A 15,422-nucleotide genomic window follows, 5' to 3' on the forward strand; every position below is an offset into this window, starting at 1 on the left:
AGAAAACACCAGGAGCAATATGGAAGGCTTGCAGCGCTGCTTTGTCCTGCACTCACGACCTTACAGTGAGACCAGCCTTATTCTGGATGTTTTTAGCGAAAACCACGGGCGCGTCAGCATCATGGCGAAAGGTGCCCGTGGTAAGCGTTCTCCTTTGAAAGGGGCATTGCAGCCTTTACGCCTCTATTGATGAAATGGTCCGGTCGCGGCGAGATGCGCACATTGCGTCAAGCTGAAGCATGGGACTTGCCATTCCGCTCTCCGGTAACGCACTTTTTTCTGGTTTCTACCTCAACGAAATCTTAAGTCGCGTGGTCGAGCAGGAAACTGGCTACCATCAACTCTTTTATGACTATGTCACCGCGCTAACGGAACTCGCCCAGCACAGCAACCCTGAGCCGGCGTTGCGTCGCTTCGAGCTCGCGCTGCTGGACTCGCTCGGCTACGGGGTCGACTTTCTGCACTGTGCCGGTAGCGGTGAACCTGTCGATGAAGCCATGACGTATATTTTTCGTGAACAACAAGGCTTTGTCGCGTCATTGATGAAAAGTCACAACCTCGCGTTTACTGGCAGTGACTTGCTGGCTTTGGCCTCCCGCCAGTTTACAACCAGCGACCAGTTAAAAGCGGCGAAACGCTTTACACGGCTGGCACTCAAGCCTTATCTTGGGTCGAAACCTCTCAAAAGCAGAGAGTTATTTTTGTTAAGAACAAGGAAATCAACGCAATGAATACCATTTACCTGGGCGTGAATATTGACCATGTGGCGACTGTTCGTAATGCGCGTGGCACCAAGTACCCTGATCCAGTCCATGCGGCGGAAATTGCGGAGCGTGCTGGTGCTGATGGTATTACTGTCCATTTGCGTGAAGACCGCCGTCATATCAAAGACCGTGACGTTTACATCCTGCGTGACACACTGCAAACACGCATGAACCTAGAAATGGCCGTGACGGAAGAAATGGTAAACATCGCTCTGGATGTAAAACCTGCTTACGTTTGTCTGGTACCAGAGAAGCGTGAAGAACTGACCACTGAAGGCGGTCTGGACGTTGCGGGTCAGCTTGAGAAAATCAAAGCTGCAACGGAAACGCTGAACGCTGCGGGTATCAAGGTTTCTCTGTTCATTGACGCGGATCGCGATCAAATCGATGCAGCGAAAGCGTGTGGCGCACCATTTATCGAACTGCACACCGGTGCTTACGCTGAAGCGGAAACCGATGAAGATATGCAAGCTGAGCTGAAGAAAATCGCAGCGGCGGCAAGCTACGCGCACGATTTGGGTATCAAAGTAAACGCGGGCCACGGCCTGACGTACCACAACGTTACCCCAATCGCGAAAATCCCAGAGATTTATGAGCTGAACATCGGTCACGCGATCATTGGTCGTGCTGTATTCGACGGTTTGCCAAAAGCGGTTGCTGACATGAAAGCCATCATGCAGGAAGCACGTCGTTAATGGCCGTTGTCGGTTTAGGAACTGACATTGCTGAGATCGGGCGATTTGATACTATCATCGCCCGAAAAACGGGGGATGCGTTTGCTGAGCGTGTCCTTACGTCATCAGAGCTTGAAAAGTACCAGCAAACCAAACAGAAAGCGCGCTATCTGGCCAAACGCTTTGCGGTCAAAGAGGCGGCCTCTAAAGCGTTAGGGACGGGGATTGCTTGTGGTGTGACCTTTCATGATTTCGAAGTTACCAATGATGAAAGAGGCAAACCATTGTTAACCTTGTCGGGTGTCGCCAAGCAAATGGCAGACAGCTTAGGCGTAAACAATGTTTTGCTGACCATCGCTGATGAAAAACGCTATGCCGTCGCCACCGTATTGCTAGAGCGTGCGGTGTAATCAAGAATAAAAAGAAAACGCCCGCGATTTGCGGGCGATTTTGTTTAGCCAGTAAAGCGTTTGAAGATGATGGAGGTGTTCACGCCGCCAAAGGCGAAGTTATTGCTCATGATGTATTCGCAATCAATCTTGCGCTCTTCACCACGAATATAGTCGAGCTCACCACACGCTGGGTCGACGTTGTCGAGGTTCAGTGTCGGACTGAACCAACCGTGGTTCATCATTTCAATCGCAAGCCACGCTTCAATCGCTCCACACGCCCCTAAGGTGTGGCCGAAGTAACTCTTAAGCGAGCTGATCGGCATACGTGAACCGAACACATTCGCGGTCGCTTGGGTTTCAGCAATATCCCCTTTGCTGGTGGCGGTGCCGTGTGCTGACACATAGCCAATTTGCTCCGCACTCAGGCCTGCGTTTCTCAACGCATTCTCCATACAGATTTGCATGGTTTCCATTTTCGGGTCGGTGATATGGGCTGCGTCGCAGTTGCTAGCAAAGCCAACAATTTCGGCGTAAATCGTTGCACCGCGCGCTTTAGCGTGTTCATAGTCTTCGAGCACCAAAGAGCCTGCGCCTTCACCGATAACGATGCCATCACGATTCACGTCAAACGGACGCGGCGTTGCTTCTGGCGTCTCGTTTTTCTGGCTGGTGGCATACAAGGTGTCAAAGACTGCTGGCTGGGTAGGACAAAGTTCGTCGGCACCACCTGCTACCATTGCGGTTTGATAGCCGTGTTTGATGGCTTCATAAGAATACCCAATCGCCTGACTGCCTGATGTACAGGCACTGCTGGTTGGGATCACGCGACCGCGCAGGCCAAAGAACAAACCGACATTGACCGCGGTAGTGGCGGGCATCATCTGTACGTAGGTATTGGCGGTGATCGCTTCCGTGGTTTTCTGCTCCATCATGATAGAAAACGCACGTGAAGGACCATTACTGCCGGTGGAGGATCCAAACGCCACACCGGTTTGACCGTTGTTCAGTACGTCCATACCCATGAGGCCAGATTGGATGAGTGCCAGCTCCGTCGCCACGGTGGAGTATTTCGCCACTAAGCCCATGCTGCGCACTTGCTTGCGGCCGTAGTGTTTAGGAAGGATAAACTCTTCAAGGGGCGCAGTGAGTCGCGTATTCAAGCCATTGTATTGCTCTAATGACGCCGTGTATTTCACGGCATTCTTGTGCTCGCGCAGGCGAGAGGAGACGGCATCCCAGTGGTTACCAAAGGCGGTGACACCCGCCATGCCAGTAACGACAACGCGTCTGTTCATCGGAAACCTCCATTTATCGATATTACTTGTCGGGTGATATAACTCGCGGCATCAGACATCAGGAAGCTCACCAGATTGGCGACCTCCTCTGGGGTGCCCATGCGGTTGAGGGCGATGTCTGGCAGGGCTTTGGCGAGGATTCGTTCGTCGATCATGCCGGTATCAATCAGGCCCGGTGCCACGCAGTTGACGGTGATGTTGCGTTTACCAAGCTCCATCGCCAGTGCCTTGGTGGCACCGATGATCCCAGCTTTGGCGGCGCTGTAATTGGTTTGTCCTGAGTTGCCGATCAGGCCAGATACGGAAGACATAGTGATAATCCGTCCGCCGCTTCTGAGTCTGATCATCGGCATCACACAGGGGTGAATTACGTTGTAGAAGCTGTCGAGGTTGGTATGAACCACGCCATCCCATTCTTCTTCAGTCATGGCGGGAAAGGCGGTGTCGGCGGTCACACCCGCGTTGTTGACGATGCCGTAATACGCGCCGAATGCGTCAATATCACTTTCAATGACATCGCGGCATTCTTCGCGGTTTCGAATATCAAAACGGATGATCCTGCCGCTGCCGCCTAATGCGTCTATTTCATTTAGGGTTTCTCGTGCACCCGCTTCGTCATTGCCGTAGTGAACGACAATTTCAAAACCGGCTTTCGCCAATGTCACGGCAATCGCGCGGCCTATGCCTTTACTGGCACCCGTGACCATAACAGAGCGCGTCATGCGATTTCTCCTTGGGTCATGTTTTCTAATTCTTCGGTGGAGGGTTCGTACGTACTGAGTTGGCACGTGGCGACCTGAAGTCCTTCAAGCTCGATGTGACAAGCAAACACCGACATGCCGCCGTCATTCATGACTTCTTCAACCTTAATGTCGAGCGTGCTGCCCAACGGGAAATAAGGACGGTCAGAGGTGTATTTACGCGTACCAACTAAAAAGCCAATCGCAGGTGTTTTACCAATCAGATAGTCTTGATAGCCCGCCCACGTCGCAATGGTTTGGGCCATCAGCTCAATACCAATCCACGCGGGAATACCATTCAGGGAGACATCAAAGAAAGGGTGTTGTTTGGTCAGTTTTGCCCGGCAGTGTGCTGAGGTTTTATCGGCGTTTACCAGTTCATCAACCAACAACATCGGCGGACGATGAGGAACCAGCTCCGTGATGGGAGGGAAGGTTTCTAAGACGTCAGTCATGAAAAATCTCTCCCAACTCTTTGGATACCGCCGCGTAGGCCAGCAACTTTTCTTTGAGTACAGGCGGTGCTGCAAATTGCATTTCCTGCCCTTCAATGGTGACAGGCACTTGCACTGTATGCGCTTTGCAAAGGCGTTCGTTGGACGCTGCATCGACGATCAGGTAGTTGACCTTCAGCCTGTTCTCCCATTCCGCCAATGTGGCAATCACCTTAATGGGCTTGTTGTACTCAATGGCGCGAATGTAGCGAACCTTGGCGTCGATTACCGGCCACAGATAGCCAGAGGCTTCCATGGCGCGGTAACCGTAATCTATCTTTTCCATCAGCAACCGGCGCGCTTCTTCGAAATAGCGAAAATAGTTGCCGTGATACACGACCCCCATGGGGTCGGCATCTTGAAAGGCAGTTACGAGTTTCGCTTCAGCTCGCAAGCAAATGGCACTCATTCATACAGCTCCCAGTGACGCTCTTGAATGAAGGACACAAAGCGGCGCAGGTCTTGCTCTAAAGGACGGTCTTCATTGACGAAATCAAACTGACCGCCAACGCTCGACACCATCTCGCGCACCGGCTGGCTGAGATCGCTCATCGACAGGTCACCTGAACGACAACGTAATTGAAGGGCTTGGAATGACGCAAGAAGGCTTGCCGACGCGACTTGTTCCGTCAATTCCAGCACACGCAAACAGTCGCGTGCGGCGATGGTGCCCATGCTGACTTTGTCTTGGTTATGACATTCTGTTGAGCGCGAGAACACGCTGGCTGGCATGGTGTGTTTCAACGCTTCCGCAGTCCATGCAGAGATACCGATTTGTACTGCTTTAAAACCGTGGTTGATTGGCTTGCGGCCACCTTCGGCACCGGTGAGGTTAAATGGTAGGCCATTGTTAAACTTGTAGTCCATCAACTGCGCCATTTGACGGTCAAGCAGGTCGGCAAGGTTTGCTACTGCCGTTTTCAGACTGTCCATTGCCATGGCAATATGGCCGCCGTAGAAATGGCCACCGTGCAGTACGCGCTCGTTATCACCATCAATGATCGGGTTGTCGTTGGCACTGTTTAGCTCGTTTTCAATCATCTGACGTAGCATGGCAGGCTATCTTCTAGCACACCTATCACATGAGGCGCACAGCGCAGTGAGTAGCGGTCTTGCAGACGGTCACTGTTTCTCGGTGGACGGTTTACTTTCAAATCGTCACGAAGACGTGCGGCAACTTGCTGCTGACCTGGATGAGGCTTCACCGCAAACAGGGCTTCATCAAAGTGAAAGTCATTGCCTTGCATGGCCAGTGACACCATGGCTGTGATGCGAGTGGTTACTTGGGACAGATACTCTGCACGTTTGTAAGCCAAACAAGCCAGTGCTGTCATCACTGATGTGCCGTTCATCAGTGCCAAGCCTTCTTTCGGCTTGAGCTTGATAGGGGCGATACCAAGTTCGCGATAAACCTCATGGGTTGGACGAACTTCACCTTTGTAAAGCACTTCACGCTCACCAATCAGAGCAGCGGCAAGGTAAGACAATGGGGTTAAGTCACCGCTCGCACCTACTGAACCTTCTTGTGGAATGCGCGGAGCGATACCCTTGTTGATCAAGGTGACAATCTGATTGAGCAGTTCCATGCTAACGCCCGACATACCTTGAGTCAGTGAGTTCAAGCGCGTCGCCAAGACGGCTCTTGCTTGCGTCGGGTTTAAATCCTCACCAAGCCACAGCCGTGAAAACGCGTCAGATGAAGGGGAAGCTCTTCAACCAATGACGGCGGAATGGCAACGGTACACGAGTCGCCATATCCCGTGGTCACGCCGTAAATGGCACCATCTTCTTTGAGGAGACGCTCTAAAAACGCCACGCTTCGATTGATCTTGTCAGTAAAGGCATCAGAGCCGTTGATCGCAGCTTTGCTGCGTTTGCGATGGCCTCCACTGATTCAATGGTCAATGGGCCTTCACCAAATAACACGGTTTGATCGGTTGATTGTTTCATTGTCTTTCCCTGCTAACTGAATGTGCGACCGAAGTGGGTCACGCCTGCCTTATCTGGCAGCGGTTATTGTTTTAAATGAACTTCACCATTCCTCGCGTATGTGCCCCTTGTGCAGACTCATACTTGAAAGAAAGCTTTTGCGTGTCGGTATGCCAATCCATCGACAGGGTTAACTGCATTCCAGGCCATACCGGTGCCTCGAACTTCAATTTATCGATGGAAGAAAACTGCCCTGAGATAGGAAATATGTCTTTAGCAAAACGGATGGCGTCGTCGATTTGAGATACGCCGGGGTAAATCGGAAAACCCGGAAAGTGGCCTTTAAACTCAGCAAGTGTCTTCTCGACAACAAGGTGTAATGTCGCCCTGTCTTGAGAGATATCCGTCTGAACAACCCTTGGCATATGCAGCGGTGCTGACGTTTCGGTGAACAAACCCTCTATGATCTGACGCTGTCGCTTTCCTTGGCTGTTTTGTGGAATTTCGCCAACCCATTCAAAGCGGCGGGGAATAGCCACATTGTCGAGCCATTGGGTGAGGAACTTGCGAATGTTGAGTCGCAAGGCGTGTTCGTTGTTGCTTTGAAGCTTTGCAAGCCCTTCACTGTTGAGCACCAAGGCAGCCGCAATAAATTGGCGACCGTCGTTGTCTAATGCTGCGCATGCGGCATCGCTGACCCAAGGGTGTTGCAGGAGCCTTGTCTCGACATCGCTCAGCGAGACGCGCTTTTCTTCGATTTTGACAATCCGATCGGCGCGGCCTTTAAGCAAAAAGCGGCCATCTGCATCTAAGTCACAAAGGTCTGCGGTTTCGTACACCGAGTTTGGGTCGATGTATGGCGAGCGAATACACAGGCAGCCGTCTTGGTTGGTTGAAGGCTCAATACCAGCAAAGACTTGCCACGGTGTTGTCTCGGTAGCTTGTTGACGATGGGCGATGCCACCCGTTTCCGTGCTGCCAAACACTTCGTAAGGCAGTACTCCGAGCAATTCAAGACTAAGCTTTGCCGCCGCAAAAGGCAGTGGGCCACCGGAGGAAAACACAGCTTGGCACTGAAATGCGGGATCGACAGGATTGAGGCGTTTAAGCTGAGCGGGACTACTAATCAGGGTTAAAGGTACATCAAGACTACTGGTTGAGTGCTGGATGTAATCGATGTTGTCTCGCGAGAAAGGACGGAAGGCGAACAGAGGCCACAACACGCGAAACAAGAGCCCGTAGATATGCTGGTGAGAGACGGTGCTGACAATGGCACTGCTTCCCAGCGTCTCCCCCCATGTATTCTCCAATGTTTCCAGCTCAACGTAGAGTTGATGCAGCGTTTTAACGATGGCTTTTGGGGTACCGCTAGACCCAGAGGTGTAGAGAATAAGCTGAGTTTTTGCGTCGTCTATCTCTGGCAGAACGTCGCCTTCAAGAAGGCTGTTGACTAGCGGAAGTGTGAGGTTTGGCTTGCCTTCGACATGAATGCCCGCGGTGTCGGTGACGATACCATCGAACATATCAGACAATTCATTTAATGCAGCAGGACGCAGATTACCCGGTACCACGAGGGTTTTCCCTGCATGAGCCAGTGCTAAAAATGCCACGGCCATGTGGTAGCTGTCATCTAAACACAGTGCCCAGCGTTCATGGTTGTCGCGACACAGAACGTGATAGGCGGCGGTAACATCGCGACGAAACTCTGGCCACATCAGCGCGTTTTCAGCATCGGCAACAACGTGATGGTCTGTGCTTACCGCCAATAGTTGGGAGAAAGAGGGTAAACCCATAAAACGTACAAACCTCAATAAATGACAGCACACCGAATGGCGCGAGCTCAAGCCACGGTGACAAACTTCATCTGGTCACGGATATCAAATCGCAAATGCACAAGAGGCTTGGCGATTTGTCGCCAAGTCAGGTTATGCGGTTGAGTGTGGGCTCAGTGACGCGTGATGTATGGCAGCGCAGCATCACCCTCAACAGCGAGAGGATGATGCTGTGCGACAGCGATCAGGCCGCTTCTAGCAGTGCGTTGATGGCATCCACGACATCCTGAACGGTTCTGACGCTTTTGAAGGTTTCCGGCGGGATTTTCTGACCGATTTCTTTTTGCAGGTGTACGACAAGGTCTACAGCGTCAATGCTGTCTAAAACAAGATCTTCGTAAAGGTTGGCATTAGGTGCGACATCCTCAGCAGCAACATCAAACATCTCCACGAGTGCCGCTTTTACTAGTTCGAAATTTTTTGTAGTTACATCAGCCATGATACTTATCTCTAACGTTGTTGTATTTTTCCACTTTCAGTAGTGGTTTGTTTTTCTTTCCAAAGTGTTGAGAGATATATCAGACTGGTTTTCTGAGCACTAAATCAGAAAGGCGGGATTACGTGATGTATCGTGAACTTTTTGTCGTGCTTGCATTTCTAGACAATTTTTTTCGACTTGTCTCGAAGAGTATGCCCTGAAATTTATACACGTAAAATCGCAAGGATGCCTGTCTTTTCAGGTGTGATTAAACAAAATGATTTTGGGTGTATACAAAAACTGGCACTTTTCAGTGCCAGCGTTTTCTCAGTGAGGAGGATAAAAGATCAGGAGAAATAGTGAGGGGCTTGCTCTCGGACGTTTTGCATCTCGTCGAGCAGTTCCAGTAGCTCGGGCTCTACATCAGCGACCGCTGCTCCACTTTTCATTTGCGTCTCCAGCTCATGGCAAATCTGCTTGAGTTTAGGAACGCCGCTGTAGGCGCAACTGCCGTGCAGCTTATGGATAACGGGCCACAGGTCGATGTCTTGATGTTCCAATGCCAGTGAGACTTTCTCTTCCACTTCGTCAAAAGAACGGATCAGCATTTGCAACATGTCTCTGGCGAGATCTTCTTTTCCAGCCGCCTGTTTCATGGCGAGTGACCAATCAACGCTGAGTGTCAGCGATGCCGGTGAAGGAATATTCATCACCGGTGAAGAAGGCAGTGGCGCATCGTTATCTGACGACGTCCAATGATGAAGAACTTGCTCGAGAATGTGCTCTTCGATGGGCTTGGTCAGATAGTCATCCATGCCTTCACGAAGCAGACGTTCGCGCTCGCCGCTCATCGCGTGTGCTGTGACGGCAACGATTGGCGTGTTTTGATTGAGAGGGCCTTTTCTGATTTCGTTGCAAGCGGTCACCCCGTCCATTTCTGGCATCTGAATATCCATCAAAATCAGATCGAATTTTTGCTCATAGGCATTGGTGACAGCTTCTTTACCGCTTGATGCCACCACCACGTTGGCGACACGCTCAGAAAGCAGTGCTCGATAAGTTTCAAGTTAGCTGGGTTGTCATCCACTGCCATCACAGTGATCGGGAAGGTCGATTCCGCTGCGGGTGTAGGTAGCTCCAAAACATCGACAACCGGGGTTTCTTCCTGCAACTGTTCAACCAGTTTTCTTAGCGGCAAGGGTTTGGCGAGGCACGCGTGAATACCCGCATCAATCAGCTTTTCCGATAGAGCCAATTCTGTGGTAGGCAAACCAAAAATAACTTTGCCTGAGTGCGCTTCGGCATGCGCGGCCAAGGCAAACACAGCGTCGGTTTCTGGAGAATCGCAGGCATCCAGACACAACAAGATGGCGTCAAAGCTCGCCGAGGTCTCAGGGAATTGCGGATAGCTTTGTACCATCAATCCGACGTTCGACAGCCTTTCACTCAATGACTGACGCGTTTCCTGATGCGGTTCCACCAAAAGCAAGCTTTTACCCGCCAAGGCTTCTTGGTCGATAGGCTGAATAAGCGGCAGATCTGTTTTAAGCAGCGTCAGGGTAAACCAGAAGGTTGAGCCTTGGTGCAGTCGGCTGGTAAAGCCAATGTCGCCCCCCATCTGCTGAACCAGTTTCTGGGTAATGACCAGCCCCAGCCCCGTCCCGCCGTAGCGGCGACTGATGCTGGCATCGGCTTGGCGGAACGCTTGGAAAAGCTGAGCCTGTTGACGCTCGGAAATACCGATACCTGTGTCGCGCACGGTAAATTGCAGTTCGAGTCTTTCGTCGCGTTGCTGTTTAAGCTCCACGCCGACACTGATGTGGCCACGCTCGGTAAACTTCGCGGCGTTACCAATCAAGTTAGTAAGTACTTGCTGGATGCGAAGCGGGTCGCCAATGACGCCAGTCGGAATGCGAGGGTCGATGCGAAGGTTTAGCTCCAAGCCTTTCTCTGTGCCATTGGCGCCAGTAAGCGCATGACTTCATCGAGCGAGTCTTCAAAATCAAACGGGATGTTTTCTAGCAGCAGTTTACCGGCTTCCAGTTTCGAGAAATCGAGGATGTCATTAATGATGGTCAGCAGGTTGTTTGCTGATTTCTCAATGGTCTGCAAATAGTCTTGTTGGCTTGAGCTCAGTTGCGTTTTCAGCATCTGACGGGTAAAGCCAATCACACCGTTAAGTGGCGTACGCAGCTCATGCGACATATTGGCCAAGAATTCGGATTTCACACGCGCGGCTTCTTGTGCGTTCTTTTTCGCGATGTCGAGTTCGACGTTTTGGATCTCAAGCTGTTCTAGAGTTTCGCGAAGATCCGACGTGGCTTGGTCGATGCTTTGCTGCATCTCCAAGTGATACTCAGAAAGTGAAATCGCCATGGCGTTGATACCATTTTTCAAGGTATCAAGCTCACCCAGCAGTTTGCCTTCAATCCGCACGTCCAAGTGACCGCGCCGGATGCGGTCAATCATGCTGATCATCTGCTTGATAGGGATTTCGACATCTTGCAGCAGTCGATAGGCGAAAAAGCCAGAGAGGATAAGACCAAACAGCAAGACCACAGCCGCAGAGGTGATCTCTTGATACTGTTTGAGCTTCACCGTGGAAAGGTCCATCTCCATGGTGATGTAACCAATCGGTTTTTCGTCCACCGCATCAATATTAAAGCCACTGATGGCCCGAATAGGGGCGCGTAAGAGTAGGGTGTCGGCGGAGCGCGTGACCTCTAGGTTTTCGGGGAGCGGTTGCCCGCGAGGGACAGCCAAGGAGTCCAAATTTCGATGATAGTTGGACGTGACAAACAGTTCATTCTGGCTGGAAAACACCGCAATGCTTCGCACATATTGGCTGTGCTGGCGGTGAGTATGACCAATCAAACGCCGGACACTCTCTCTGCCTTCATTGGTTAGGCCTATTTCGCTGGCGATGGCCAACGGCTCAATAATGGCTTGGCCTGTCACGCTAAGTTGCTGTTCAAGCTCGAAATAACGGTTCTTTATGAAATAGGCACTCAACAAGATACCGATGATCAAGGTCGGTGCGAGTGTCAGGGTGATTACTCTGGCGCGAAGTCCGTATTTGGTCATGCTGTTTGTTCTGTGGGAGAATTGGCGTCAAATTCGCGACGTACCTTGATGACATTCTAATCTCTGGTACGGCACTACACCAAAGCTGTCGGCGATAATTCAGCAGGTTATCACAACTGTTCGACGGTCAATAAGAATCAATGCGAGGCGCGCAAGCTAATGACGCGCCTTGCCGTAGCTGGAACAACAACATGGCGCGTTTTTTTAAGCCACAGAAGAAAAAGAGCTTGGACACCAAGCACAAAGCGTTGAGTGTGACGCGACTGGACCATCAAGGTGATGGTGTTGCGTTTGACGGCAAAAAGCCTGTGTTTGTCGCTGGTGCCTTGCCGGGCGAAGAGATTTTGGCGCAGCTCACCGAAGACAAACGCCAGTACGCGCGCGCCAAATTGATCAAAGTGGTGAAGCCAAGCTCTGAGCGTGTTCCAGCGTTCTGTTCTCTTTACCGCCAGTGTGGTGGCTGTAACTTGCAGCATATGAACCATGAAGCACAAGTGGCGGCGAAGCAGGAAATTCTGAGCCAATTGATGAAAAAGTTCGCCTCGGCAGAGCTGAATCAAGATGCGCCAGTGGTGTCTGACGCAACGGGCTACCGCCGTCGTGCTCGCCTTAGCGTAAAAGTGGCTAAAGACGGCGAGTTGGAAATGGGTTTCCGCCAACGCAACTCCAACGACATCGTGACAGTGAAATCCTGTCCAGTCTTGGACGCATCGCTCAATGCGTTGTTACCTGACCTTTACGCGATGCTGGATGGTCTGCGTGGTCGTCGCATCATTGGTCACGTTGAACTGGTGACGTCTGGGGCAGGTCGCGTGCTGTTGGTGCGTGCGATTAAAACGTTGCATGCAGAAGACGTTGAAACAATTACGGCGTTTGCGGAACAAAACGACGTTGTTCTGTATCTACAACAGGGCGACGATGCTGCCGCGCGATTAGCGGGCGAGCAGCCGTTCTATGAGTTGGATGATCTTTCCTTGGCCTTTGAGCCACAGGATTTCATTCAGGTGAACACCGACATCAATGCCAAGATGATTGCTCAGTCGCTTGCGTGGCTCGATGTGCAACCAGAAGACGCGGTATTGGATCTCTTTTGTGGTCTGGGCAACTTCAGTTTGCCATTGGCGCAGAAGGCCAAGTCCGTGGTGGGTATTGAAGGCGTCGAAAACATGGTGGAGCGCGCAAGCCAAAACGCATCTCGCAATGCGTTGACCAACGCGCGCTTCTACCACGCAAACCTAGAGCTAGATGCTGAAGAAACCGTCTGGGGTGATCAAAAATACAATAAAATTTTGCTCGATCCAGCACGTGCAGGTGCTTTAGGGGTTATGCCATATGTGGCACAATCACGTGCTGAGCGAATTGTTTACGTGTCATGTAATCCGGCCACCTTGGCACGAGATAGCCAAGTGCTGCTCGATAACGGTTACATCTTGGCTAGGTTAGGCATGTTAGACATGTTCCCTCACACTGGGCACTTGGAGTCGATGGCACTGTTTGTCAGAGCGTAAGAGTCCACCCCGTCTTCATTAGGAAGGCGGGTTTAAGGATAAGAAATACAGGAAAGTGAAATGGTCGCAATTCGTGGCGCGCACCTAAATGACAATAAAGAATTTGTACTTGAACGCTGGGTCGAAGGCCTAGCGCAAGACGCTGCTGTCTCTCAAGCTTTGATTAAAGCTTACGAACATTGCCAATCGCTGGGTGATACGGAAACGCTCGTGCAGCCATTGTGGTCCGGCCGAGAGATGATAGAAATCCTTGTCACATTGAGCATGGATAAGGAAACCCTCCTCGCCGCGCTGCTATTCCCCGTTGTTGAGGATGAACTCCTCGACAGCGAAATGCTGAAAGAACGTTATGGCAACACCATCGCCAAGCTGGTGGAAGGTGTTCAGGAAATGGCGGCGATTCGCCACCTGAATGCCAATAACGAAGAGGCGACATCTGCGCAAGTGGATAACGTTCGCCGCATGCTACTTTCGATGGTGGATGATTTCCGTTGTGTGGTTATCAAACTGGCGGAGCGCATCACCTACCTGCGTGAAGTGAAAAACGACGCTGATGACGTTCGTCAGGCGGTCGCAAAAGAATGTGCCAACATCTATGCGCCGCTCGCTAACCGCTTAGGTATCGGTCAGTTGAAATGGGAAATCGAAGACTACGCGTTCCGTTATCAACATTCGGTCACCTATAAGCAAATTGCTAAGCAGTTGGCTGAACGACGTATCGACCGTGAACAATACATCGATACCTTCGTGACCGATCTGCAGCAGTCGATGGGTTCATCGAACATCAATGCGCAAGTCTACGGTCGCCCGAAACACATCTACAGCATCTGGCGCAAGATGCAGAAAAAGAACCTCGAATTTGATGAGCTGTTTGACGTGCGTGCCGTGCGTATCATCGCTGATCAGCTTCAGGACTGTTATGCCGCGCTGGGTGTGGTTCACACCAAATATCGCCATTTGCCAAAAGAGTTCGATGACTACGTTGCGAACCCGAAACCTAACGGTTATCAGTCGATCCACACTGTGGTGCTGGGGCCAGAGGGCAAAACGGTAGAAATCCAAATCCGTACCAAGCAGATGCACGACGATGCAGAGCTGGGTGTGGCGGCACACTGGAAATACAAAGAAGGCGGCTCAGCGGGTCGCAGTGGCTACGACGAGAAAATCACCTGGTTGCGTAAGCTGCTTGCGTGGCAAGAAGAGATGTCTGACTCCGGCGAGATGCTGGACGAGCTGCGAAGCCAAGTCTTTGATGACCGTGTGTACGCCTTTACACCAAAAGGTGACGTGGTTGACTTGCCAATCGGCGCAACGCCACTGGATTTTGCGTACCACATTCACTCTGAAGTAGGCCACCGTTGTATCGGTGCCAAAGTGGAAGGGCGCATCGTGCCGTTCACCTATCACCTCAACATGGGTGATCAGGTTGAAATCATTACCCAGAAAGAGCCGAACCCTTCTCGCGACTGGTTGAACCCAAGTCTTGGCTTTGTGAATTCAGGCCGAGCACGTGCGAAAATCAATGCATGGTTCCGCAAGCAATCGCGTGAAAAGAACGTGATTGCGGGTAAAGAAATCCTCGATACTGAGCTAGCGAAGATTGGTGCGGTGAGCAAAGACGCTACCCTCGCCATGAAGCGTTTCAACATGCACAGCTTGGACGAGATCTATGCCGGTGTTGGCAGTGGTGACTTGCGTATTAACCAAGTCGTCAACTACATCAACTCTCAAGTTAACAAGCCAACCAAGGAAGAAGAGGACCAGCAACTGCGCGAGAAGCTAGAGCATGCTGAGGTTTCTTCATCACCGAAAAAACCGCGTCGTGATGCAGTCGTGGTAGAAGGCGTTGATAACCTGATGACACACCTTGCGCGCTGTTGTCAGCCAATTCCGGGCGATGCGATTGAAGGTTATGTTACTCAGGGCCGCGGTATCTCAGTTCACCGCGCGGACTGTGAGCAGCTTGCTGAGCTTCGCCATCACGCGCCGGAGCGTCTTATCGATACCGTGTGGGGCGGCGGCTTTGTGGGTAACTACCAAATCACCGTTCGTGTATTGGCCTCTGAGCGTAGCGGCCTGATTAAAGATCTCACTACCGTCTTCACCAACGAAAAGGTGAAGGTGTCAGGCATGGCCAGTCGCGTGGATTACAAGCAGCAAATGTCGATCCTCGACTTCGATTTGGAGCTGAGCGACATCGACGTGCTGAGCAAGGTGATCACCCGACTCGAACAAGTCAAAGACGTGCATGAAGCCAAGCGGCTTCACTGATAGTCCTCGTTAAGCAAAAAA

Annotated in this window: 10 protein-coding genes and 3 pseudogenes; 5 read left to right on the forward strand and 8 right to left on the reverse strand. The window is 51.4% G+C overall.

Annotated features, from left to right (window positions below):
• Positions 1–19: 19 nt before the first annotated feature.
• The 3 genes and pseudogenes from recO to acpS all read left to right on the forward strand — a co-directional run bounded on the left by recO (position 20) and on the right by acpS (position 1,848).
• Positions 20–731, forward strand: a pseudogene (recO, locus tag ATN88_RS21385) (DNA repair protein RecO).
• A complete protein-coding gene (pdxJ, locus tag ATN88_RS21390) occupies positions 728–1,459 on the forward strand; it encodes a pyridoxine 5'-phosphate synthase (protein WP_067419618.1) in 732 nt (243 codons plus the stop codon). Before recO ends, pdxJ begins: the two are co-directional and overlap by 4 nt.
• Positions 1,459–1,848, forward strand: a complete 390-nt coding sequence (acpS, locus tag ATN88_RS21395; RefSeq protein WP_067419619.1) for a holo-ACP synthase — start codon at positions 1,459–1,461, stop codon at positions 1,846–1,848. Before pdxJ ends, acpS begins: the two co-directional genes overlap by 1 nt.
• 44 nt (positions 1,849–1,892) lie before the next feature.
• On the opposite strand, the gene ATN88_RS21400 is transcribed toward acpS, so the two are convergent.
• From ATN88_RS21400 to barA, 8 genes and pseudogenes are all read right to left on the reverse strand, one after another.
• Positions 1,893–3,125 (reverse strand): beta-ketoacyl-ACP synthase, encoded by a 1,233-nt coding sequence (locus tag ATN88_RS21400; RefSeq protein WP_067419620.1) that lies wholly within the window; start codon positions 3,123–3,125, stop codon positions 1,893–1,895.
• Positions 3,122–3,847, reverse strand: coding sequence for a 3-ketoacyl-ACP reductase FabG2 (locus ATN88_RS21405; RefSeq protein ID WP_067419621.1), 726 nt, complete (start codon positions 3,845–3,847; stop codon positions 3,122–3,124). The genes ATN88_RS21400 and ATN88_RS21405 overlap by 4 nt, the downstream gene beginning before the upstream one ends.
• Positions 3,844–4,320 carry an ApeP family dehydratase gene (locus ATN88_RS21410; RefSeq protein ID WP_067419622.1) on the reverse strand — a complete coding sequence of 159 codons (477 nt, stop codon included), beginning with the start codon at positions 4,318–4,320 and terminating at the stop codon, positions 3,844–3,846. The genes ATN88_RS21405 and ATN88_RS21410 overlap by 4 nt, the downstream gene beginning before the upstream one ends.
• On the reverse strand, positions 4,313–4,768 hold the full coding sequence (locus ATN88_RS21415; RefSeq protein WP_067419623.1) for an acyl-CoA thioesterase: 456 nt from the start codon (positions 4,766–4,768) through the stop codon (positions 4,313–4,315). Before ATN88_RS21415 ends, ATN88_RS21410 begins: the two co-directional genes overlap by 8 nt.
• Positions 4,765–6,309, reverse strand: a pseudogene (locus tag ATN88_RS21420) (HAL/PAL/TAL family ammonia-lyase). Before ATN88_RS21420 ends, ATN88_RS21415 begins: the two are co-directional and overlap by 4 nt.
• A 71-nt stretch (positions 6,310–6,380) precedes the next feature.
• Positions 6,381–8,081 (reverse strand): ApeI family dehydratase, encoded by a 1,701-nt coding sequence (locus tag ATN88_RS21425; protein WP_067419624.1) that lies wholly within the window; start codon positions 8,079–8,081, stop codon positions 6,381–6,383.
• Between the two features lie 223 nt (positions 8,082–8,304).
• Positions 8,305–8,559 carry an acyl carrier protein gene (locus tag ATN88_RS21430; protein ID WP_067419625.1) on the reverse strand — a complete coding sequence of 85 codons (255 nt, stop codon included), beginning with the start codon at positions 8,557–8,559 and terminating at the stop codon, positions 8,305–8,307.
• Between the two features lie 326 nt (positions 8,560–8,885).
• Positions 8,886–11,622 (reverse strand): annotated as a pseudogene (gene barA / locus ATN88_RS21435) (two-component sensor histidine kinase BarA).
• A 191-nt stretch (positions 11,623–11,813) separates the two neighbouring features.
• On the opposite strand from barA, the gene rlmD reads away from it, so the two are divergent.
• Both rlmD and relA read left to right on the forward strand, forming a co-directional pair.
• Positions 11,814–13,130, forward strand: coding sequence for a 23S rRNA (uracil(1939)-C(5))-methyltransferase RlmD (rlmD, locus tag ATN88_RS21440; RefSeq protein WP_067419651.1), 1,317 nt, complete (start codon positions 11,814–11,816; stop codon positions 13,128–13,130).
• Positions 13,131–13,190: 60 nt separating this feature from the next.
• On the forward strand, positions 13,191–15,401 hold the full coding sequence (relA, locus tag ATN88_RS21445; RefSeq protein ID WP_067419626.1) for a GTP diphosphokinase: 2,211 nt from the start codon (positions 13,191–13,193) through the stop codon (positions 15,399–15,401).
• Positions 15,402–15,422 lie beyond the last annotated feature (21 nt).

Origin of the sequence: Enterovibrio coralii (genome assembly GCF_001559595.1) — a bacterium.
Taxonomy (GTDB): Bacteria; Pseudomonadota; Gammaproteobacteria; order Enterobacterales; family Vibrionaceae; genus Enterovibrio; species Enterovibrio coralii.

What these genes read in the sequence shown, in the direction of transcription:
- pdxJ (WP_067419618.1), top strand. Translation starts at nt 728, where the DNA reads ATGAATACCATTTACCTGGGCGTGAATATTGACCATGTGGCGACTGTT.
- acpS (WP_067419619.1), top strand. Translation starts at nt 1,459, where the DNA reads ATGGCCGTTGTCGGTTTAGGAACTGACATTGCTGAGATCGGGCGATTT.
- ATN88_RS21400 (WP_067419620.1), bottom strand. Translation starts at nt 3,125, where the DNA reads ATGAACAGACGCGTTGTCGTTACTGGCATGGCGGGTGTCACCGCCTTT.
- ATN88_RS21405 (WP_067419621.1), bottom strand. Translation starts at nt 3,847, where the DNA reads ATGACGCGCTCTGTTATGGTCACGGGTGCCAGTAAAGGCATAGGCCGC.
- ATN88_RS21410 (WP_067419622.1), bottom strand. Translation starts at nt 4,320, where the DNA reads ATGACTGACGTCTTAGAAACCTTCCCTCCCATCACGGAGCTGGTTCCT.
- ATN88_RS21415 (WP_067419623.1), bottom strand. Translation starts at nt 4,768, where the DNA reads ATGAGTGCCATTTGCTTGCGAGCTGAAGCGAAACTCGTAACTGCCTTT.
- ATN88_RS21425 (WP_067419624.1), bottom strand. Translation starts at nt 8,081, where the DNA reads ATGGGTTTACCCTCTTTCTCCCAACTATTGGCGGTAAGCACAGACCAT.
- ATN88_RS21430 (WP_067419625.1), bottom strand. Translation starts at nt 8,559, where the DNA reads ATGGCTGATGTAACTACAAAAAATTTCGAACTAGTAAAAGCGGCACTC.
- rlmD (WP_067419651.1), top strand. Translation starts at nt 11,814, where the DNA reads ATGGCGCGTTTTTTTAAGCCACAGAAGAAAAAGAGCTTGGACACCAAG.
- relA (WP_067419626.1), top strand. Translation starts at nt 13,191, where the DNA reads ATGGTCGCAATTCGTGGCGCGCACCTAAATGACAATAAAGAATTTGTA.